General features: G+C 63.0%; 10 protein-coding genes. All 10 read left to right on the top strand.

Features of this window, described 5'->3' with window-relative positions; translation table 11 throughout:
* Window positions 1–117: 117 nt before the first annotated feature.
* The 10 genes from J1D76_RS24105 (at window position 118) to J1D76_RS24060 (ending at window position 22,220) form a co-directional block, all read left to right on the top strand.
* Window positions 118–1,476, top strand: a complete 1,359-nt coding sequence (locus J1D76_RS24105; RefSeq protein WP_421140840.1) for a UDP-glucose dehydrogenase family protein — start codon at window positions 118–120, stop codon at window positions 1,474–1,476.
* Window positions 1,473–2,180 (top strand): WecB/TagA/CpsF family glycosyltransferase, encoded by a 708-nt coding sequence (locus tag J1D76_RS24100; protein WP_421140838.1) that lies wholly within the window; start codon window positions 1,473–1,475, stop codon window positions 2,178–2,180. The genes J1D76_RS24105 and J1D76_RS24100 overlap by 4 nt, the downstream gene beginning before the upstream one ends.
* Before the next feature lie 16 nt (window positions 2,181–2,196).
* The gene (locus J1D76_RS24095) at window positions 2,197–3,267 is read left to right on the top strand and encodes a glycosyltransferase (protein ID WP_421140837.1); all 1,071 of its coding nucleotides are present in this window, start codon (window positions 2,197–2,199) and stop codon (window positions 3,265–3,267) included.
* A complete protein-coding gene (locus tag J1D76_RS24090) occupies window positions 3,264–4,376 on the top strand; it encodes a glycosyltransferase (protein ID WP_421140836.1) in 1,113 nt (370 codons plus the stop codon). The genes J1D76_RS24095 and J1D76_RS24090 overlap by 4 nt, the downstream gene beginning before the upstream one ends.
* Window positions 4,373–5,692, top strand: a complete 1,320-nt coding sequence (locus J1D76_RS24085) for an O-antigen ligase family protein (protein WP_421140835.1) — start codon at window positions 4,373–4,375, stop codon at window positions 5,690–5,692. The genes J1D76_RS24090 and J1D76_RS24085 overlap by 4 nt, the downstream gene beginning before the upstream one ends.
* The gene (locus tag J1D76_RS24080; protein WP_421140834.1) at window positions 5,686–6,639 is read left to right on the top strand and encodes a glycosyltransferase family 2 protein; all 954 of its coding nucleotides are present in this window, start codon (window positions 5,686–5,688) and stop codon (window positions 6,637–6,639) included. The genes J1D76_RS24085 and J1D76_RS24080 overlap by 7 nt, the downstream gene beginning before the upstream one ends.
* Before the next feature lie 13 nt (window positions 6,640–6,652).
* Window positions 6,653–8,071, top strand: a complete 1,419-nt coding sequence (locus tag J1D76_RS24075; RefSeq protein ID WP_421140833.1) for an oligosaccharide flippase family protein — start codon at window positions 6,653–6,655, stop codon at window positions 8,069–8,071.
* A 24-nt stretch (window positions 8,072–8,095) separates the two neighbouring features.
* The gene (gene galE / locus J1D76_RS24070) at window positions 8,096–9,148 is read left to right on the top strand and encodes a UDP-glucose 4-epimerase GalE (RefSeq protein WP_421140832.1); all 1,053 of its coding nucleotides are present in this window, start codon (window positions 8,096–8,098) and stop codon (window positions 9,146–9,148) included.
* Between the two features lie 39 nt (window positions 9,149–9,187).
* Window positions 9,188–10,663 (top strand): family 16 glycosylhydrolase, encoded by a 1,476-nt coding sequence (locus J1D76_RS24065; RefSeq protein WP_421140831.1) that lies wholly within the window; start codon window positions 9,188–9,190, stop codon window positions 10,661–10,663.
* A 214-nt stretch (window positions 10,664–10,877) separates the two neighbouring features.
* Window positions 10,878–22,220, top strand: coding sequence for a VCBS domain-containing protein (locus J1D76_RS24060; RefSeq protein ID WP_421140829.1), 11,343 nt, complete (start codon window positions 10,878–10,880; stop codon window positions 22,218–22,220).
* Window positions 22,221–22,226 lie beyond the last annotated feature (6 nt).

Below are 22,226 nucleotides of genomic sequence, written 5' to 3'. Positions count from 1 at the left end.
GCCGCCACGACACCATCAAGTTTCTGCTCAAGACGCCCGTCACCTTGTTTTCGAAAAACAACGACTGACTTCGTGCCCGATTCTGCATCGGCCGCCACGACACCTGAGGGTTTTCACATGAATGTGAGTGTATTCGGCATAGGCTATGTAGGGCTTGTACAAGGGGCGGCGCTGGCCGAGGTCGGTCACAACGTGATGTGCGTTGACGTCGACGCCGCCAAGGTCCAGGCACTCAATGAAGGTGTGGTGCCCATTTATGAGCCGGGGCTGGAAGCCCTGGTCCGGGACAATCATAAAAGCGGTCGCTTGCAGTTCGGCACCGACCTGGCCCGCGCCGTGCAGCATGGCGACGTGCAATTGATCTGTGTCGGCACGCCGCCTGACGAAGACGGCTCGGCCGACCTGCAATACGTGTTGAGCGTGGCCCAGACCATCGGCCTGCACATGCAGCGCCACCAGACCATCGTCGACAAGTCCACCGTGCCGGTGGGCACCGCGGACCTGGTGCGGGCGCGGATCGCCCAAGTACTGGCGGACAACGACCGCAGCGAGCTGACGTTCGACGTGGTCTCCAACCCCGAGTTTCTCAAGGAAGGCTGCGCGGTCGAGGACTGCATGCGTCCAGACCGCATCATAATCGGCACCGACAGCCAGCGCGCCGAAGAAGTCATGCGCGAGTTGTATGAGCCGTTCAACCGCAATCACGAAAAGATCATCGTGATGGACGTGCGCAGCGCCGAACTGACCAAGTACGCCGCCAACTGCATGCTGGCCACCAAGATCAGCTTCATGAACGAAATGGCCAGCCTCGCCGAGCGACTGGGCGCCGATATCGAGATGGTCCGCCACGGCATCGGCTCGGATCCGCGCATCGGCTACCAGTTCATTTATCCGGGCATCGGTTACGGCGGCTCGTGTTTCCCCAAGGATGTGCAGGCACTGATCCACACCGCCAACAGCCTGGACTTCGATGCCCGCGTGCTCAAGGCCGTTGAGTCGCGCAACCACGAACAGAAAACCACCCTGTTCCAGAAGATCCAGGACCATTTCAACGGCGCGCTGCAGGGCAAGACCTTTGCCCTGTGGGGCCTGAGTTTCAAACCCAACACCGACGACATGCGCGAGGCCCCCAGCCGGGTGCTGATGGAAGCCTTGTGGCGGGCCGGTGCCAACGTTCAGGCATTCGACCCCAAGGCCATGGAAGAAACCCAGCGCCTGTATGGCGAGCGCGATGACCTGATGCTCACCGGCACCAAGGAAGCGGCGCTGAAAAATGCCGATGCGCTGGTCATCCTCACCGAATGGCAGGCGTTCCGCGCCCCCGACTTCGACCTGCTGGCCCGAATGCTCAAGCAGCCGCTGATCTTCGACGGACGCAACCTGTACGACCCGCAACGACTGGGCAAACGCGGTTTCACTTACGTGTCGGTGGGCCGCCCTGTTCAGCCGTCGCAGGCGTTGGGAGCACGATCATGATTCGTCTCGACTTGATCGGCCAATACACGCCGGCACTGCTGGAGGCCAACAAAGCCTTTTCCTTTATCAACTTCGCGTCGATTGGCAGCTTTTTCAAACATCCACCGGATGCCATCGCTTACTTTTGCGACGGCATGCTGATGTCGAGCTTCATGTCGCGGGTCACCGGGCGCTCCATCGACCGGGTCAGCTTCGATTTTTCCTCGATTGCCGACCCCGTGTTCAGCGACGCAGAGAAACTCGGCAAGCGGGTGTACGTCGTCGGCGCCACGCAAGCGGAGCTGGAATTGTTCATTCGCAAATTGCATGCCCGCTATCCACGGCTGCCGATTGCCGGTTATCACCACGGTTTCTTCGATGCCCAGCAGGCCGCAGCCATCCAGGCCGACATCTGCCTGGGCCGGACCGACATCCTGATCGCCGGCATGGGCGCCGGGTTGCAGGAACGTTTCGTGCTCAATGCCCTGAAGGCCGGCTTCACCGGCGTGGCCTTCACCTGCGGCGGCTTTATTCGCCAGGAAGCCATGACCAATGGCGTCTACTATCCACCTGCCATCAATCGCATGCACCTGCGCGCGTTCTATCGCATGTACCGCGAGCCGCACACGATCAAGCGCTACATGCTCGACTACCCGAGCAATTTCGTGCATCTGGCGGCGATGATCATGCGCCACAAGGTGGCGATCAACATCACTGCGCCCTGAGCGCCGGAGAATGACCATGCACATTATGTTCACTCTCAAGGATTTCACCCTGGGCGGCGGCGTCGAGCGGGTCCAGCAACGCCTGGCCGGGCAGTTCCTCAAGGATGGCCAGCACGTGAGCTTCTTCGTCATGAATGGCGACACGCCGGATGTCGACGGGGCGCGACTGCTCGACGGCGGTGGCAGTGGTCTGTTCGGCCTGATCAAATCGATCGTGCTGCTGCGCCGGATCATTCGCCGTGAGGGCGTGACGCACCTGATCAGCGCCAAGGAGCAAGCCAACCTGTGCACCTGGGTGGCGACCCTCGGTAGCCGATGCCAGGTCATCTACACCCGGCACACGGCGCTGGATTGTTCGGAGCAGAAAACCGGCGTCCATAGCCTGCGCCTGCTGTACGCGTTGTACCTGTGCGGCAGCGGCAAAGTCGTTACCGTGTCCCATGGTTTGCACCAGGCCATTGCCCGCCTGATGCCCTGGGGCCGCGAACGCATCCGCTATTGCCCGAACGCGGTGGTCACCGAGCAACTGCACCGCGCCGCGCTGGCCCCCCTACCCAAGAACCTGCCGGATGACTACTGGATCGCCGTCGGCCGGTTGGTCGAACTCAAGGGCTTTCATTTATTGCTCGATGCCTATGCGCTGGTGGTCCACCACCAGGGCGTACCCGACCTGATCATTGCCGGTGAGGGCCCGCAGCGCGAAGAACTGACCGATCAGGCCCAGCGCCTGGGTATCGCCGACCGGGTGCACTTTACCGGGCACTTGAACAACCCTTACCCGCTGATCCGCCATGCCCGGCTGTTGATCCTCAGTTCGTTCTTTGAAGGCCTGCCCACGGTGTTGATCGAGGCCCTGGCGCTCGGTACACCGGTACTCTCCAGTGATTGCGCCTCGGGGACGCGCGAATTGCTCGATCATGGAAGGCTGGGCCAACTGGTAAAAGTCAACGACGTCCCCGACCTGGCGCGAGGGCTTGAGCAGAGCCTGACTATCAAGGCCCTGAGCACACGATCAATGGCCCAGACCGTCAACCCCTACACCAGCGAACACGCCGCGCGGGCCTACTACGAGGTGTGGGAACAATGAAACGGCTGCTGATCATCCTGCACGACCTCAGCGCCGGCGGCGCCGAGAAAATGATGGCGCGCCTGGCCGGTGCCCTGGTGGAGGCCGGCAACGACGTCACCTTGTTGATGCTCACCGGTGGCGGGGTCAACGTGGCCCTGGTCGACCCTCGGGTCAAGCAAGTGGAATTGCGCAGTGTCCGCAGCGCCAGTGCGGTGCCGGCGCTGGCCAGTTTTTTGCGCCAGAATCGTTTCGACGCGCAACTGGCCGCCCTCACCCACGTCAACGTGGTGGCGATTGCCGCAGCGGCGCTGTCGGGGACGCTGGAACGTTTGCACGTCAGCGAACGCAATGCGTTTTCCCGGGATAAACACGTCAATCCGTCACTGCGCGTGCGCCTGGCCTACCTGCTGGCTCCGTTGCTGTACCGGCTGATCCCCAACCCGGTGATCTGCGTGTCGCGGGGCGTGGCCGAGGACCTGGTCGAGACCACCATTGCCCGCACGCAAGACGTGACCATTGCCGACAATCCGGTGCTGGACAACGACTTTCGCGACAAAGCACCCGGTCAACCGACACACCAGTGGCTGCGAGACAAGTCCACGCCAGTGATTGTTGCCGTGGGTCGCCTGGCGCCGCAAAAAGGTTTTGACACCCTGATCGAGGCGTTCGCCCGGTTACCATTTCGCGATACCCGGCTGATCATTTTTGGCGAAGGCGCGCTGCGCGCCCAATTGCTGGAACAGGCCGCCCGGCTCGACGTGGCCGACCGTGTTGATCTGCCGGGCTATGCCGATGACCCGATGGCCCAGGTGGCCGCCGCCGATTGTTTTGTCTTGTCGTCACGTTTCGAGGGCAGCCCCAACGCGCTGGTCGAAGCGCTGTCCACCGGCACGCCGGTGGTCTCGACGCGCTGCCCCTACGGCCCGCAGGACATTCTCGAAGACGGCGCGGTGGCCCCTCTGGTGACCGTCGATGATCCTGACGCGCTGGCCCAGGCCATCGCCATTGAACTGACCCGGCCGCGAGACCACGCGCGTCAGGTGCGTATCGACGCCGCGGCCCGCTTCATGAGTGGCCGCGCCGTGCAGACCTACCTGGCGGCTTTACTGGGGAGTCCATCGCCATGAACACGCTGGAGATCCGCTATAGCACGCTGCGCGACGCCTTCACGCTGTTTGGCCTGCTGTTTTATTTCCAGGTGACCTCGTTCTTGATCGGTCTTGGCAACGTGGCGAACCTGGATGATGTCGGCAAGGACATCGAAGGCAACGTGCTCAACCAGATTTGCGGACTGATCACCCTGCTGGTGCCGCTGTTCCTGTTCGTGCGCCACAAGGTGTTCCTGAGCAAAAGCTTCTACCGCGGCAATTTTTTCCTGCTGGCATTCCTGATCTGCGTCGCGGCGTCGATTGCCTGGTCCGATGACCCGATGCTGAGTTTCAAGCGCTACATCGCGATGATCAGCGTGGTGTGCTTCGCCGGGTTCCTGGCCTACAACTACAGCGTCGAACGCATTGCCTTCATGTTCGGCTGCGTCATTGGGGTCGTGGCGTTGATGGGGTTGATTCTCGCCGTGATCAAACCGGACATTGCGTTCATCTCCGGCGGGATTCGTGACGGTGCCTTCAAAGGCATCTTCGCCGAGAAAAACGCCGGCGCCCGGGTCAATGCCATCGGCATTCTGTTGCTGCTGCCGATGATCCGGCAACGCAACCTGGCGGCGATCCTGTTTGCCCTGTGTGCGCTGCTGGCCATCGGCCTGGCACAATCGGCTACCGCGATTGCCTTGATCGTGGCCGGCGGGGCGAGCTACTGGTATTTCCTGACGCTGGTGCGCTTGCGCGTCAACCGCTCGCTGATGGCGTTCTTCGGCGCCACCCTGGTCTACGCGTTGATTTGCGTGTTCTTGTACGGCAACTACACGCTGCTGCTGGACCTGCTCGGGCGTGACTCGTCACTCACTGACCGCACGCTGATCTGGGACCTGCTGTCGCCGTTCATCGACGAAAAATTCCTCAAGGGCTACGGGTTCGGCGCGTTCTGGGCCAGCGACGATGCCGATGAGTTCATCAAGCGCTGGGGCTACATCGGCAACGCGCACAGCGGCTACCTGGAAACCCTGCTCAATGGCGGCGTGATCCAGCTGGTGGCGCTGTTCCTGCTGTTCGCCGAGGCGCTGGTCAAACAGTACCGGGCGATTACCTCCGCGCAATCGGCGCAGGTGCGCGCCTGTGCCCTGGTGATCATCGGCCTGTTCATCGTCACCAATTACGTGGCGTACGTGATCCCCAACTACCGCAGCGCCGAATTCCTGGTGTTCTGCACCCTTGCCCTGTCGTTTCGGCACCACCACGCCAAGCGCCCTCAACTGTCACCGGCACCCGCCCGCGTCTACTACCGAGCGCCGGCCCAGGCGTATCACAAGGAGGAAACCTCGTGCTAGAGCAAAGCCTTTCTTCAGAGCATTCCGTGTGCGTCGTGATCCCGATGTACAACGGCGCCGGCAGCATCGAGCAGACACTGGCGTCGCTGGTCGGCCAGACCCGGCTGCCCGAACACGTGGTTGTCGTCGACGACGGTTCGACCGATGACGGACCGCAGCGGGTCAAGGACTTCGTCGCGCCCTTTCGCCTGACGCTGGTGCAGCAGGTCAATGAAGGCCAGGCCAGCGCGCGCAATCACGCCTTGCAATACACCGAAGAATCCCTGGTGGCCTTTCTGGATGCCGATGACCTGTGGCATCCGCAAAAACTCGAAAAGCAGATTGCACTTTACGTAGACATGCTCAGTCAGGGGCGGCCGGTCGGACTGATCGATTGCAACGTGCTGATTGATTACAGCGACGGCCGCCAGCAGGTAGAGAAACGCTACAAGAATGGCATGCATTTTATCGATTTCGTCCACAGCAACATCATCAATGGCGTCTCCACCGTGCTGATTCCACGGGAGGTGCTGACCCAGCTCGGCGGTTTCGAAGCCAGTCTGCGCTATTCCGAAGACCGGATGATGTGGGCACGGATTGCCGAGCACTGGGAGATCCACACGGTGCCTGAGGTGCTGATGCGGCGCACGGTCAATGGCGGCAATATCACCGCGCAACCGAAGAAGTACTTTCACCACAAGGTCCGCTTCATCGAGATGTTCCTCGCCCGCTATGCCGGGCAATTGACCGAGCAACAGCGCATCGATTTCGAACTGGGCAACCTTGCGGATTTTCTCGGTGCGTTTTCCCGCGCCGGAGACCATGCCGAGGTGCTTGGCGTGTATCGACGCATGTGGAGGTGTTCCTGGCAGGCGCTGATTTTCGGCCGGGGCAAACCGACCCTGCGCTACCTTTATGCGTACGCCAGAACCCTGGGCCGGACCGCCACGTCAACCACCGCCCATTGAACCGGTGCCCGCCATGGCCAACCATCGTCTGGTTACGCTGATCTGGATCTTCACCGAAAAGTTCGGCCTGATTCTCCTGTCAATGATCACCTTTGTCGTCTACGCGAGGCTGCTGACGCCCACCGAACTGGGTATCGGTACGGTGATCATCGCGATTGTGGAAATGGTCGGGCTGCTTTATTCCTCGGTGCTGGAGGATCCGCTGGTGCGGGCCGAGCGCCTGGACGTCAGGCACATCAGCACCGCGTTCTGGTTTGCCGTGCTGATCAGCCTGGCGTCAATCGTGGTGATCTCGCTGGCCGCTGTGCTGTACACCTCCTCGTCGGTATTGCGCTGGATGACGGCGGTGGCGTCGGTGAAGATTCTGTTCACCATGATGGCGCGGGTGTACGTAGTCGAGATGCGCCGTACCAGCAACTTCAAGATGCTCGCCTCGCGCACGCTGCTGGGAAAAATCGTTGGCGGGGTGGGCGGCATCCTCGTCGCGCTGTGCGGCTTGGGCCCTTGGGCGGTGATTGCCCAGGCGCTGATCATGGAATTTGTTTCCATCGTGGTGCTGATGAACGGCGACCGTCGGCGCATCCCGTTTTGCATCGACGGGCCGTTCCTGCGCGAGCTGCTCAAGACCGGGACCCCGGTGGCGATCAACGCCCTGAGCACACAAACCCTGCAACGCGGCGTCAACGTGGTGCTGGGCATGACCGCCGGCGCCAACGCGGTGGGGATGTTCAACCTGGCGATGCGCATCATCGACCTGCCGCGCTCGGCGATCTACAACGGACTGATGAGTTATGCACTGCCGGTGTTCGCCCGGCGCAGCAGCGATCCGTCGCGGTTGATCGGGATCATCAGCGACTCGACGGCGATCAGCGGTTTCCTGCTGACGCCGTTTTTCCTCGGGATCGCGCTGACCGCCGAGGACATCGTCCTGCTGATCTTCGGCGCCAAGTGGGCCGAAGCCATTCCCATGTTGCAAGTGCTGGCGATCACCGCAGCCCTCGGTAACCTTGCCATGTACGCGACGACGGCGCTGGTGGCGGTCAACCACACCCGTCTCACCCTCAAGGCCGAGGTGACCACCACCGTACTTGCCCTCGGCCTGGTTTACCTGCTCGGCCCGATCTACGGCGGCATGGGCGCGGCGGCGGCCTTGCTGGTGCGCATGCTGCTCATCACGCCCCTGCAGATTCGCGGGCTGCACACCGCCATCGGCTACGGCTGGGGGGCGTTTTTCGAGTCGGGTTACCGCAGCGTGATCGCCTCGCTGGTGATGTCCGCCGCGGTACTGGCCGCGTCCTCGCACCTGGCGCTGCAAGGCTACTTGCACCTGGCCTGCAACATCGCCATCGGCGCCCTGACATATGCGCTGGCCTACAGCCTGTTGCACCCGCGCTGGCCACAAGAGTTCAAGTTGGTTTTTACCGCTCGCTGACTTCTTGCTAAAGGAATGCCCAATATGCAGAAAACCACGCTGATCACGGGCGGCGCCGGCTACATCGGCTCCCACACTGCACTGACTCTCATCGAAGCCGGCCAGCATGTGCTGATCCTGGATAACCTGTGCAACAGTTGCCACGAATCCATTGGGCGCCTGGAGCACCTGGCCCATGCCCGGGTCGACTTCGTCGAAGGCGATATCCGCGACACGCCATTGCTCGAACGCCTGTTCAGCCAGTACGACATTGACGCGGTGGTGCATTTTGCTGGCCTCAAGTCAGTGGCCAACAGCGTCTGCCACCCGCTGGACTATTACGCCAACAACGTCGTGGGCACCTTCAACCTGTGTGAAGTGATGGCGCGTTTCAACGTGTTCAACCTGGTGTTCAGTTCCTCGGCGACGGTCTATGGCGAACCGGCGCACATGCCGATTTTCGAGGATGCGGGCACCGGTGTACCGGCCAGCCCCTATGGGCGTTCCAAGCTGATGGTCGAACAATTGCTGGCGGACCTGGCCCGGTCCGAGCCGCGCTGGAGCATTGCCCTGTTACGCTACTTCAACCCGGTTGGCGCCCACGAAAGCGGGCTAATCGGCGAAGACCCCAGCGGGCGGCCGAACAACCTGCTGCCCTTCCTGACCCAGGTCGCGATTGGCCGACTCCCTGAATTGACCGTGTTCGGCAACGACTACCCCACGGCCGACGGCACCTGCGTGCGTGACTACATCCACGTGGTCGACCTGGCTGAAGGGCACCTCAAGGCCTTGCAGGTATTGCGGCGCGACCCCGGCATCCACACCTGGAACCTCGGCACCGGGATTGGCTACAGCGTGCTGCAGATGATCCGCAGTTTCGAGGACGTGACCGGCGTCAGCATTGCGTTCCGGTTCGCGGGGCGCCGGGCCGGCGACATTGCCCAGTGCTGGGCCGACGCCAGCAAGGCCCGACGCGAGCTGGGCTGGTACGCCCGGCGCAACCTGGAGCAGATGATCCAGGACAGTTGGCGCTGGCAATCGAGCAACCCGTACGGCTATCGCCCGCCTGTCGAGTTGTCTGCCGCCTTTGCCCACTGACCGCCGCATCACTCTTCCATTGTCCGTCGGGGAGTTCCTATGCTCAGGGAATGTTGGCTGGTTTTGCTGCTGGCCACGCTGGCCAGCTGCGCCCATGCGGCGCCTGCTCGACCGGTGAGCGATGGCCTGGTGCTGTGGCTCGACGGCGCGGACCGGGCATCGATGACCCTCGACGGGCAAAACCGGGTGCTGCGTTGGCATGACAAGTCCGGCAAGGCCTTTGATGCGAATGTCGACAACCCGGCTGCCACGTCCCTGCCATTGCGCGTCGACAACGCGCTCAATGGCAATGCGGTGGTGCGTTTCAGCGGGGTGTCGGCGTTTCTCGGCAAGGCCATCCGTACGGCCAAGGGCCCGGTCACGGTGTTGATGGTGTCCCGCCGGCTGCCGGAACAGGCCGGTGGCGACACGTGGCAGCGCCAGTTCAGCTCGCGCCCCCGGGTCGCTGATAACGATAACGTATTGCCGAACTTCGCCCTCAGCGTGGAAAAAACCAGCGCATTCGAACCGACCCTGGACGTGCTGGAACTCAACGATGTGCCCATCGGCCCCTACGCCGTAGGGCGCAACGTGGTCGGCACCACGGAAGTGCTGCGTGGCGACATCGCCGAAGTGCTGGTGTATGACCGCCCGCTGATCACTCAACAAGAACGCCAGGCAGTGTTTGGCTACCTGGCGGACAAATGGCAGGTGGCCATCCCCAAACAGGCGAATCTCTGGACCCGCGTTGGGCCGCTGGGCAGCGCACCGCAACAAACCCATACCGACTTGCCGCTGTCGGACCAGGCCAATGCGGGGCGCTGGGTGCTGGACACGCAGTTGTCCGACGATTTCAACGGCAGCACCCTCGACCGTGATCGCTGGTACGTCAATAACGGCACAGGCAGCGATTCACTGGGGCGCAAACCGGCATTGTTCGTGCCGGAAAACGCCACCCTCGGCAGCGGTAACCTGAACATCGTGTTCCGCAAGCAAACCCTGCCCGAGAAGTACACCAAGCTGGGCTACAAGGACTACACCTCGGCCATGGTGCACAGCAATGAGCGGCGCTTGTACGGGTATTTCGAGGCCCGGGCCAAGCCGATGAATTCGGCCGGTTCCAGTGCCTTCTGGCTGGCCTGGACGGGGCTGGCGGACAACGCTACTGAAATCGATATCTTTGAAATCGGCGGTAAAACCAGGGATGGCAAATTCGATCGCCTGTACAACATGAATGGCCACGTCTGGGCCACGCCGCAAAGCACCGAGCACCTGGCCAATGGCAGCACCTGGACCGCTCCCTGGCGCCTGGCCAGTGCCTTTCATGTCTACGGGTTCGACTGGCAACCCGACACCCTGCGCTGGTACGTCGATGGCGTGCTGGTCAGAGAATCGAAAAACACCCACTGGCACTTCCCGATGCAGGTCGTGTTTGACAGTGAGGCCTTTTGGAGCTGGTTCGGTGTCGTGGACGATGCCGACCTGCCTTCCACCTTCAGAGTCGACTACTTGAAGGTATGGCACCGGGCCCCGTGACCGGTGCACCCAAGTACCTTTCCTCCCGTAATACGCCCTTTCTCCCCCCATAGTGCCGAAAAGCCACCAATGCCAAATTCCCGGGGGGTTTCCGCGCGCTTGTGAAAAGTTCGCTAACACTCTGGAAAAGCTACAGAAACGTCCTACGCTCAATAAGTCCAATAGTGGGCTTGTTATCAATGGATTGTTAACCGCGTAGTCAGAGGGCCTCACTATGCAAGGGTCAGGGCGTTCATTTTCAGGTAGTCATCTTCGTCCACAGCGCCAGGCGCTTGCACTGGAACCCAGGATTCTATTCGACGGTGCGGCCGCGTCTGCCGCGACCGATCAGCACCATGCCGACCCGACCGCCGCGCCGGCGGCGGTTGACGCCCCTGTCCCGCATGCGACCCCGACCGAAGGCCGCGCCGCCACCGAGCAGGCGCCCTCGGCGGCGCGCAGTTTGCTGGTGCTCGACAGTCGCATCGAAAACCGCGACCAGTTACTCGCGCAGTTGCCGGCCAACGTCACCGCCATTGTGGTCAATGTCGGCGAAGACGGCCTGGCGGCCATTTCCGCGGCTCTGGCGCAGTTGGGCAAAGTCGATTCGATCCAGGTCATGTCCCACGGGGCCGCCGGGCAATTCACCCTGGGCAACCGCACCGTCACCTCGGACAACGTCGACCAACTGGCACAAACCCTCGAACAATGGCGTAACAACCTGACCCCGGGTGCGGACATCCAACTCTATGGCTGCGACATCGGTGCCGGGGTGGCGGGCAAAACCCTGGTCACCGAACTGGCGCGCTGGACCGGTGCCGACGTCGGCGCCTCCAGCAATGACACCGGCAGTGCCAAGGCCGGCGGTGACTGGACGCTGGAAACCAAAGTCGGAAACATCGACAAGAGCATTGCCATCAGTAGCGCCGCCATGGCCAGTTTCGACGGCTTGCTGGCCGACGCCGCGCCGACCGCCACCGTGTCTACCGCAGGCAGCGATGTACTGCTGGGCGACCAGTTCACCTTTACCGTGAATTTCGCTAACACGTCGGGTCAGGCCGGTTTCGCACCGTTCCTCAACCTGGCGTTGCCCTCGACCGGCAAGGACGGCAATGACGGGGTGAATTTCATCTCCGCCAGTTACCTGGGGCAAAACCTGGTCAGCCACCTGGTGACTTTCGATGCCTCCGGTAACGCGACCCACCCGCTGGCGAAGGACGCCAACGGCAATTTCCTGGTCATCAACGCCTCGACCTATGGCATGCGCGCCGGCGACACCCTGGTGGTGATCGAACTGCCGTTCGCCAGTGTCACCAATGGCCAGCCCGCCATCCCGGTGCAGATTACCGCCAGCCTGAGCAACCTGGCCGACACCGCTTTCTCCAACGGCACTCCGGACCTGACCGTGCGTACCAGTGGCGGCTTCCAATTCGGTAACGATGCGCTCGACAACCCGACCAACGACCCCAGCCTGATCCAGGCCGGCACGGCTGCGTTCGTGGTGCATCCGACAGTCATTACCTTCGATGAAACCCTGAGTACACCGGAAGGCGAAACCGCGACCGGGCCGAACTACGGCCGCACGTTGACGGTATCCGTGACCCCCGCACCAGGCCAGACCCTGAGCAACGTCGTCGTTACCCAACCGCTGCCGGACAACATCCAGGTCACCGCCATCACCCCCGGTGCCGGTGGCCGATTGACTTCGATCACCCTGCACGACGGCACCGTGGTCACCAACCCCACGGAAATTGCCGTGCTGATCGCCGCGGACAACGTGTACATCAACTCGTTTACCGTGACCTACGACAGCCTCACGGCCAAGACCGACACCGTGGTGGCGTTCTATGTGCCAGAAGTCGATGCCAACGGCCAGGCCATCATCAACCCGGTGTCGGGCGATGCGGTGACCATCACCCTGCCCGCGCCGAGCGCCTCGGGCCAGTGGGTACCGCTGGATCCACGGGACGTCACCGCACCGAACACCACCATCGAATTCAGCGGCACCGGCGTGACCACCGAGTTCATTGCCAAATCGATCACGTTGCTGAAGAACGTCGCCATACAGACCGACATTGGTCACACCGGCATCACCCCCGGCGACACCTTGCAGTACACGCTGAACCTGGCCATTTCCGACTACTTTGCCTTCGGCAAGGACTTCTTCAACGACGGCCAACTGGTCATCCGCGACCAGCTCAGCGACGGTCAAACCCTGTCCGGTACGCCCACCATGACCGTGACCATCAACGGCGTGGCGCAGACCATCACCCTGGTCACCACCTCGGTCAACAACGCCGATGGCACCACGTCGATGGTGTTCGACATTGCCCAGTCGCTGCGCAATGCGTTCGCCAATGTGCGCGGCTGGCTCAACGGCGACCTGGCGTTCGACGATCAGTTGCAGGGCGCGGTACTGGCGGTGCTCAGTTATTCGGCCATTGTCGGCCAGACCTACAAGCCACCCTCGGGTAACCCGCAGCCGGAAATCAACGAAGGCGACGAACTGGGCAACAGCGCCGTGGTCGACGGCACCCTGCTGCTGGACCCGTTCAACCTCACCGGCCAAAGCGAGACCGACGGTTCGTCCACCACCAGCGTGATCCCGACCAGCAATGTCGACATCAGCCTGGTGGAGGTCAACAACGGCACGCCGCCCACCAATGGCGAACTGCGCCCCGGCGATCAAGTGACGTTCGAACTCAGCTACGACCTGGTGACCGGCGACTACGAGCAGTTCAAGCTCACCGCGTACCTGCCGTTGCCGCTGTTCGATGTGACCGGCGTCACCTGGTCCACCGGCGGCAATGTCGGGCAATGGGAAATCGGCCCCGGCAACACCAATGCCGGCGGGGTGATCAGCGTCACCAGTGCCGGCGGCAACTCCGTGATCTTCGATTTCGGCAGCTTCACCACCGCCACCACCACCGGCAGCCGCATTGTCATCCGCTTTACTGTGCGGGTCGGCGACCAACCGTTCGCCGACCAGCGCTCCCTCGACGTGCTGGCCCAGTCCAGCCAGCAAACCACCCTCACCGACCGCACGCTGATTTCGTCCGACGTGACGTCCATCGTTTCCGTGGCAGAACCGGTACTGAACATCAAGCACGGGGTGGTGTCCGGCTCCAATGGCACGGTCAGCAATACCACCGGCAGTTGGAACGCCCCGGGCACGACCGGCGTGCCGTTCAATGGCAGCGTGACCGACCTGGCAGCGGTGGACGGCAACATCGTCAACATCGACGGTGGCGACCGCTTGCGCCTGGTTACGGCGATTGAAAACAGCGGCGGTGGCGGCGCGTTCGATGTCAGCACCAGCATTACCCTGCCGGCGGGCTTGAGTTTCGTCGGCGGCAGCCTGGCGGCGGCGAACCTGCAGATTTATCGCGGTGACGGCACGCTACTGGTGCTGGGCACCGACTACAGCGTCAGTGGCAACCAGATCACCTTCCTCGACGCGGGTGGCCAGGCCACCCTGCTGGCCGGGCGCAGCGGCACCGCCGCCGACACCAGCGGCGCGAACCTGGTGGTCATCAGCTACGACGTACTCGTCAGCAACACCATCGAGGCCAGCCGTTCCCTGCAATCCACTGCGACCCTGAACAACTACGCCAGCGTCGACGGCGGCACCGACTTCACGCCGACCGACCTCACCGATCTTGCCAACCAGCAAGTCGCCGCGCCGGTCATCACCAAAGTCTTCGCCGACGGCACCCTGGACAACGGCGACTCCAGCGCCGCGCACACCAACGGCAGCGACCTGGTGATCGGCGAAAGCATGCGCTACGACATCGTCGTCACCCTGCCTGAAGGCGGCACGCAGAACCTGCGCATCGACGATCTGATTCCACCGGGCATGCGCCTGGACACCTCGTTCAACGGTGGCCTCGGTTACCAGATCATCACCACCCGCGCCGGCAGCGGCGCGCTCGGCGCGGACTTTGCTGGCAGCATTGTCATCGGCACCTTCGGCGGTTTGGGCGGCACCCTGGGTGGCGACGGTGTGGACGCACGCTGGACGTTCAGCGTGTCCAGCGTCTCGGCCGACAACCTGACCGGCAACAACACCTTCGTGATTCGCCTGCAACTGGTGGCCAACAATGTCATCGCCAACCAGGCCAACCTGTCCCTGCAAAACAATGCACAACTGACCTACAGCGACCCGGACACCGATACCCCCAACGGCAACGTGGCGGTGGACCGCACAGTGGCCCTCAGCGGCGGGCGGCCGACGGTGACCGTGCGCGAACCGACATTGCAAGTGACCCAGGTGTTGACCTCCACCGGCAACACCGCCGGCTATGACCAAGGCGACACAGTCACCTTCACCATCACCATCACCAACGGCAATGGCGGCAGTGATTTCAGCGCCTTCGACATTACCTTCCTCGACAACCTGCCCACCCAACTCGACAACGTCACGCTGGTCGGCGTGCTGTATCAGAACGGCGCGACCAATAACGGCGGCGTGGGTTTCGAAATCGTCAACGGCCAGTTGCGCACCGCCAATGGCGCCAACATCGATATCGCCAAGGGTGGCAGCATCGTTCTGCAACTGACCGGTGTGGTCAACGCCACGGCCGCCGCGCAGTCCAATATCCTCAACGTGGCGACCGTTGAGTGGACCAGCCTGGACGGTACGCAAGGCGGCGAACGTACCGGCGTCGACGGCATCCTCAATGGCGGCACGCTCAACGATTACCGCAACGCGTCGACGCTGGTGATTCCGGTGGCCCAGGCCATCGAGATCTCCCGGGTTGGCGGTTTGCCCGATACCGCGGCACCTGCGCCGACCACCGCCCCCCAGGAATCGGTGACCATTGGCGAAGTGATCCGCTACCGGGTGGTGGTGCTGGTGCCCGAAGGCAACAACCCCAACTATCAAGTGCAGATCGTCCTCGCCAATGGCTTGCAGTTCATTTCCCCGGATGCGCTGGTCAATGCGCTGCGCATCGCGTTCATCTCTAATGGCGGGCTGACCAGCGACGCCAACCTGATCGTCGGCGGCACCCTCAACATCAACGGCAACGAGAACAGCCCCGAAGCCTTGCCGATCACCCCTGGCCTCTCGGGTCTGGCGCCGCAAGGCATCTTCGACCCGAGCCGGGTAACGGTGATTACCAACGCCGATGGCAGCCAGGTGGTGACCTTCAACCTCGGCAACGTGGTCAACAGCGACGGCAATGACAGCGACCTGGAAGGTATCTCCATCGAGTTCAACGTGCGAGTGACCAACATCGCCGCCAACGTTGCCGGTGCCCAACTGACGGTATCGGCCCACGAGATCGTCAACAACGCAGGTCGTGCCAACAGCGACACGGTCATCGAGCGCATCGTCGAGCCGAGCTTCAGTGGCCTGGACAAACAGATCGTCGCCTTCGACCCGAACCCGACAGGCACTACCGGCAACGCCACGGTGCAACTGAGTTTTACCCAGAATGGCGGCTTGCCGGCATTCGACGCACAAGTCAGCGACAGTTTCGCCGGCGGCAGCAACTACAGCTTGATCAGCGTCACCATCAACGGCACGGTCTTCGGCCCGGGCAACCTGCCGGCCGGCGTGACGTTCAGCACCACGGGCGGCTTGAGCGTCAATTTCGATCAACTGGATGTCGGCGCGCAGATTCAGGTGCGTTATCAGGTCACCCTGCCCAACTCGACCATCGTCGCCAGCAGCAACGCGACCCTGACCTGGAGCAGCCTGCCCGAAGACTTCACCAGTTGGGGCGGCAACAGCGTCGGTGTCGATGGCACCACCACCGGTGAACGCACCGGCAGCACGGTAGGGCCGAACCAGTACATCCTGCGCGACAACGCTGGCCTCGGCGTCATCTCCGGAACCTTATGGAACGACACCGCCTCGCCCACCGCCAGCGCCACGCCGGACGGCGCCGGGCTGGCCGGGCAAACCGTGACCCTGACCTGGGCCGGCGCGGACGGTAACCTCGCCACCACGGCGGACAACCTGATTTTCACCACCCTCACCGACGCCAACGGCCAGTACCGCTTCGGCGTGCTGCCGCTGGGCGTGTTCCGCATCGATGTGCCCGCCGGCCTGGTCAGTTATCCGCAGCCGCTGGGCGATCTGCGCGTGCGGGTCGACTCCGATGCCGGCACCCTCGGCCAGGTCACCATTACCCTCGGCGATGCCGACAGCCAAAGCGCCAACGCCGGTTATGTCGAGCAGAACGACGCCCCCGTCAACACCCTCCCCGGCACCCAACAGGGCCAGGAAGACGTGGTTCTGAACATCAACGGCGTCAGTGTGGCCGATGTCGATGCCGACCGCGATCCGAACGTCAATGACCGCGCCGTCAGTGTCATCCTGCAGGTCCTCCACGGCACCCTGTTCCTCGGCGCCACGGTGTCCGGTGTCACCGTTACCGGTGCCAATACCGCGACGCTGACCCTGACTGGCAACCTCGTCGACATCAACACCGCGTTGGCCAGCCTGCGTTACCTGGGCAATGCCAACTTCAACGGCACCGACACGCTCACCGTGACCAGCAATGACCGGGGCAACTACGGTGATGCCGACGGCGACGGCACGCCGGGCACGGCAGCCGATGCCCTGACCGACACCGACACCCTGCAAATCATCCTCGCCCCGGTCAACGACGCGCCGGTTGGCGTTAACGACAGTGCCATCGCCGTCGAAGCCGGGGGCACCAACAACGGCACCATCGGGCTCGACCCACGTGGCGACGTGCTGACCAACGACACCGACGTCGACATCGCGACCAACGCCGACCAGTTGCACCTGGTTTCGGTCGGTCCCGGCGGCTCCGGCGGCACGACCACCCCGATAGCGGCCAACGGCGTGACAGTAATCAACGGCCTGTACGGGCAGTTGCTCATTGGCAGCAACGGTTCCTATGAATACGTGGTCGACAATAATAATGCGGCCGTGCAGGCCTTGCGCCTGGCAGGCCAGACCCTGGTCGACACGTTCGACTACGTGCTCAGCGACATCGCCGGCGCCACCGCCAGCGCCACGCTGACGGTGACCATTCAGGGTGCCAACGACACGCCGCACGGGGTCGACGACGATGGCGTGGCCATCGAGGCTGGCGGCATCAATAATGGCACCGCCGGCAGTAATGCCGCCGGCAACGTGCTGACCAACGACCAGGACGTCGACAGCGTCGCCAATGGCGAAACCAAAACCGTGACCGGTGTGCGCCCGGTGGCGGAAGCCGGCACGGCACCGTTCACAGCGGTCACCGGCGCCACCAGTGTGGCCGGTCTCTATGGCACCCTGACCATCAACCCCGATGGCACTTACACCTACGTCCTCGATAACAACAACGTCACTGTGCAACGCTTGAGCGCCGGTGATCAGTTGATCGAATTCTTCAGCTACCGGCTCACCGACACCGGTGGCCTGGATGATGTCGCGCAGTTGCGCATTGTGGTCCAGGGCGCCAACGACAACCCGGTGGCCAGTGACGACGCCGCGTCGGCGCAGGCCGCATCGACCAATGGCGATGCCAGCGAAAGCAATCCCACCGGCAACGTCGTGCAGTTCCCCAGCCGCCCCGGTACGATCACTCAGCCTGGGGGCAACGGTGTCGACCAGGACGTCGATGCCGCCGACCAGCCGAGCAGCCAGTTGCTGGTCAACGGCGTCATCAACAAGAGCGAAGCAGACTACAACCCGGCCGTTGATGTCCTGAACGGCGTCGCCACCGGCACCACGTCGGCCAACGGCACGCTGGTCGCGGGCCTGTACGGCACCTTGCGCATCGGCGCCGACGGCTCGTTCTTCTACGATGTCGACAGCACCAACGCTACGGTCCAGGCCCTCTCGGCAGGGCAAACCCTGACTGAGTTTTTCACGTACCGGATCAACGATACCAAGGGCCTGACCGACACCGCACAACTGGTGATCACCGTGCACGGCGTCAATGATCCACCGGTGGCGCAGAACGTGATTGCCGTTGCCACTGAAAAGGGCGGCGTGAACAACGGCACGCCCGGCGTCGATCCGTCGGGGGATGCCACGGCGGCTGCCACCGATCCGGACGGCGATCCGTTGAGCGTGACGCTGATCAAGGCCGGTGCGACCACCGATCCCGGCACGCCGGTCACGGTGGACGTGGGCGGTACCGTGGTGGTCGGCCTCTACGGCACCCTGACGATTTTCCCCGACGGCAGTTACACCTATGTCGTCGACAACAACAACCTCGATGTCCAGGCTCTGCGTCGCAGCAGCGATCTACTGTTGGAGCGTTTCAGCTACACCATCAGCGACAACGTGGGGCCAACGCCGGAAACCGACACGGCGGAAATCATCGTGTTGATCCGCGGCCAGAACGACAGCCCGGTCGCCAACGACGACACCTCCATTGCCATCGAAGCCGGCGGCACCAACAACAATATCCCCGGCCAGGACCCCATCGGCAATGTCCTGGACAACGACACCGACGTGGACGGCGGCGAGATTCCCGCCGACCTGCCCGCCCACGACTACGGCGAAACCCGCGCTGTGTCGTCCGTGCGCACCGGCACAGAAGCAGCCGGCACCGGTACTGCCGGGGTGCTGGGCACTGAACTGCGCGGCACCTATGGCTGGCTGACCCTGAATGCCGATGGCAGCTACACCTATCGCCTCGACAACAATATGGCCGAAGTCCAGGCGCTGCGTTTTGGCGAGAGCCTGGTCGATGCGTTCAGCTATACGGTGATCGATGCCAGCGGCGCCGAGGACCGCGCCACCCTGAACATGGACATCCGTGGCCGCGATGACACGCCGATTCCGACCAACGACATCAGCATCGCCTTCGAGGCCGGCGGCGTGAACAATGCCACCCTGGGCACCAACCCCAACGGTAACGTGCTGCTCAATGACACCGACGTCGACGGCAGTACCGACCGGCTCAGCGTGACCGGCTACAGCGACGACACCTCCGTCGGCGTGCTCGGCAGCGGCCTGGTCGGCAAATTTGGCACCCTGACGTTGAACGGCGACGGGACCTTCAGTTACGTGGTCGACAACAACAACCTGCGGGTCCAGGCCCTGCGCACGCCGTTCGACGTGCTCACAGAATCCTTCACCTATCAGGTCCGCGACCTGTTCGGCGCCAGTAACACGGCCACGCTGACCATCATCATCCGCGGCGCCAACGACAACCCGGTAGCGGCGGACGACAGCACCGTGGCTGTCGAGGCTGGCGGCACCGCCAACGGCACGCCAGGGCTCAACCCGACCGGCAACGTGTTGAACAATGATCGCGATGTCGACGCCAACGACAGCAAGACCGTGACCGATGTTCGCGGTGGCGACAAAACCGCGACGGGGACGTTTACCACGGTCGGCACCACGCAATCGCTCAACGGCCTGTATGGCACCCTGACCATCAACGCCGATGGCACCTACAGTTACGTGATCAATAACAACCTGGCCGCCGTGCAGGCACTCAAGGTCGGCGATTCCCTGGTGGAAACCTTCACCTACCGGATGCGCGACACCGCCGGTGCCACGGACATTGCCCAGTTGAACATCCGCATCAACGGCGCCTGGGATGCGCCAGTGGCCACCGACGACGTGGCGCTGGCCGTGGCCGATGATGGCGCGGGCAATGCCGTCAACCCGACCCGCAACGTGCTGCCCAACGACACCGATGTCGACCAGGGCGACAGCCTGCACGTAACCGGGATCCGCTTCGGCACGGAGGCCGCCGGTGGCAGCCTCGATGCAGTGAATGCAGGCACCGACAACACCAACGGCACGCTGATCAATGGCCTCTACGGGCAATTGATCATCGGCGCCGATGGCAACTACACCTACATCGTCGACTCCAGCAACCCCACGGTACTCGCCCTGGGGCCGCTGCAATTTCTCAATGAACGCTTTACCTACCAGGTCACCGACCTTGGCGGCCAAACCGATCTGGCGGAAATTCATATCATCATTCGCGGACGCAACTCGGCACCGGTGGCCAATGGCGACGCCGCCACTGCCGTCGAAGCCGGTGGCAGCAACAACAGCCAGCCGGGCATCAACCCCAGCGGCAACGTGATCAGCAACGACATCGACGTCGAAGGCGACGCCCTCAATGTCTCGGCGATCCACACCGGTGGCCTGGCCGAGAGCGGCACCGTCGGTACCGTCGGCACGGTGTTGCGCGGTCTGTATGGTGATCTGCTCATCAATGCCGACGGCAGCTACACCTACACCGTCGATAACAGCCTCGCGGCGGTGCAGGCCCTGCGCCAAAGCGGCCAGACCCTGACGGACGTCTTCAGCTACACGCTGTCCGACGTGTTCCGCGCCAGCAGCCAGGCCGAGTTGCGCATTACCATCGACGGTCGTAACGACACCCCGATCGCCCAGGACGACAACTCGGTGGCCGTCGAAGCCGGCGGCGTGGCCAATGGCACCCCCGGCAGCAATGCCACCGGCAATGTACTGGCCAACGACAGCGACGTCGACAGCGTGGCCAACGGTGAAAGCAAACACGTACTCAGCGTCAGCGCTGAAAACGGCCAGACGAGCAGCGCCGGCCAGGTCCTGGTCGGTCGCTACGGGCAACTGACCATCAACGCCGATGGCAGCTACACCTACGTGATCGACAACAATAACCCGGTGGTGCAAGCCTTGCGCACGGCGGGCGAGACCCTCAGCGAGACCTTCACCTATCGCATGAGCGACACCGCCGGGGCCACGGCCGATGCACGCCTGACCGTGGTCATCCAGGGCGCCAACGACAACCCGGTGGCACACAACGACAGCGCCACCGCCAGCGATCAGGTCGCCGCCCCCCAGGTCACCGGCAACGTATTGCCCAACGACGGCGACGTCGATGGCAACGATCAACTGCAAGTGGTCGGGGTGCGCACCGGGGCGGAAAACGGCACCGGCACGGCGGGGACGATCGGCCAGCCGATCCAAGGCCTGTACGGCACACTGGTGCTCAATGCCGATGGCAGCTACACCTACACCATCGACCAGAGCAATCCACAGGTGCTGGCTGCTGCCGGTCTTGGGCAGGTACTACGCGATGTCTTCACCTACACCATCAATGACCTCGCCGGGGCCAGCGACCAGGCCGAACTGGTGATCATCCTCGACATTGCCACGCCGTTCATCCCGGCACCGGAGGGCAATCACTTCGACAACGAACGCGACCGGCAGAGCAGCAGCCTGCTCATCCCCGACCCGGTCCCGGCGATCTTCGTGTCGCCGGTCGTCGAGCGCAATGCCCAGTTGAACGAGCTCTCGACGTGGAACGCCGATGGCAGCAACTTGCGCCTCAGCTCCAACGGCGAGTTCATCAGCGAATCGCTGGGCAATGGACTGGGGCTGGTACCCGGCCAGTTCGTCGCCGAAGCCGTGCGCGACAGCCGACTGGACAGTGAACTGGAAATGGCCTGGATACTCGGGCGCCATGGCCGCATTAGCCTGAGTGCCGACGGTCTGTTACCTGACCCGTCGTTGTTTGCCGTCGATCCGGCGGACATGACCCATGGGCCGGCCCAGGCTGAAAAAGCCCATGAGCCACGTCCGGCCCGAGGGTTCAGCGCGCAGGTGCGCCATGCCGCCCAGCGCCTGCACCCGTCCAATCGGGGTAACTGATGTGAC

Source organism: Pseudomonas sp. NFX15 (assembly GCF_049132105.1).
GTDB lineage: Bacteria > Pseudomonadota > Gammaproteobacteria > Pseudomonadales > Pseudomonadaceae > Aquipseudomonas.
The sequence above is the reverse complement of the archived record's forward strand: the minus strand, read 5'-3'. Positions and strand labels throughout refer to the sequence as shown.

Excerpts from the sequence above, each read along its gene's own strand:
- J1D76_RS24105 (WP_421140840.1), top strand. The coding sequence starts at position 118 with ATGAATGTGAGTGTATTCGGCATAGGCTATGTAGGGCTTGTACAAGGG.
- J1D76_RS24100 (WP_421140838.1), top strand. The coding sequence starts at position 1,473 with ATGATTCGTCTCGACTTGATCGGCCAATACACGCCGGCACTGCTGGAG.
- J1D76_RS24095 (WP_421140837.1), top strand. The coding sequence starts at position 2,197 with ATGCACATTATGTTCACTCTCAAGGATTTCACCCTGGGCGGCGGCGTC.
- J1D76_RS24090 (WP_421140836.1), top strand. The coding sequence starts at position 3,264 with ATGAAACGGCTGCTGATCATCCTGCACGACCTCAGCGCCGGCGGCGCC.
- J1D76_RS24085 (WP_421140835.1), top strand. The coding sequence starts at position 4,373 with ATGAACACGCTGGAGATCCGCTATAGCACGCTGCGCGACGCCTTCACG.
- J1D76_RS24075 (WP_421140833.1), top strand. The coding sequence starts at position 6,653 with ATGGCCAACCATCGTCTGGTTACGCTGATCTGGATCTTCACCGAAAAG.
- galE (WP_421140832.1), top strand. The coding sequence starts at position 8,096 with ATGCAGAAAACCACGCTGATCACGGGCGGCGCCGGCTACATCGGCTCC.
- J1D76_RS24065 (WP_421140831.1), top strand. The coding sequence starts at position 9,188 with ATGCTCAGGGAATGTTGGCTGGTTTTGCTGCTGGCCACGCTGGCCAGC.
- J1D76_RS24060 (WP_421140829.1), top strand. The coding sequence starts at position 10,878 with ATGCAAGGGTCAGGGCGTTCATTTTCAGGTAGTCATCTTCGTCCACAG.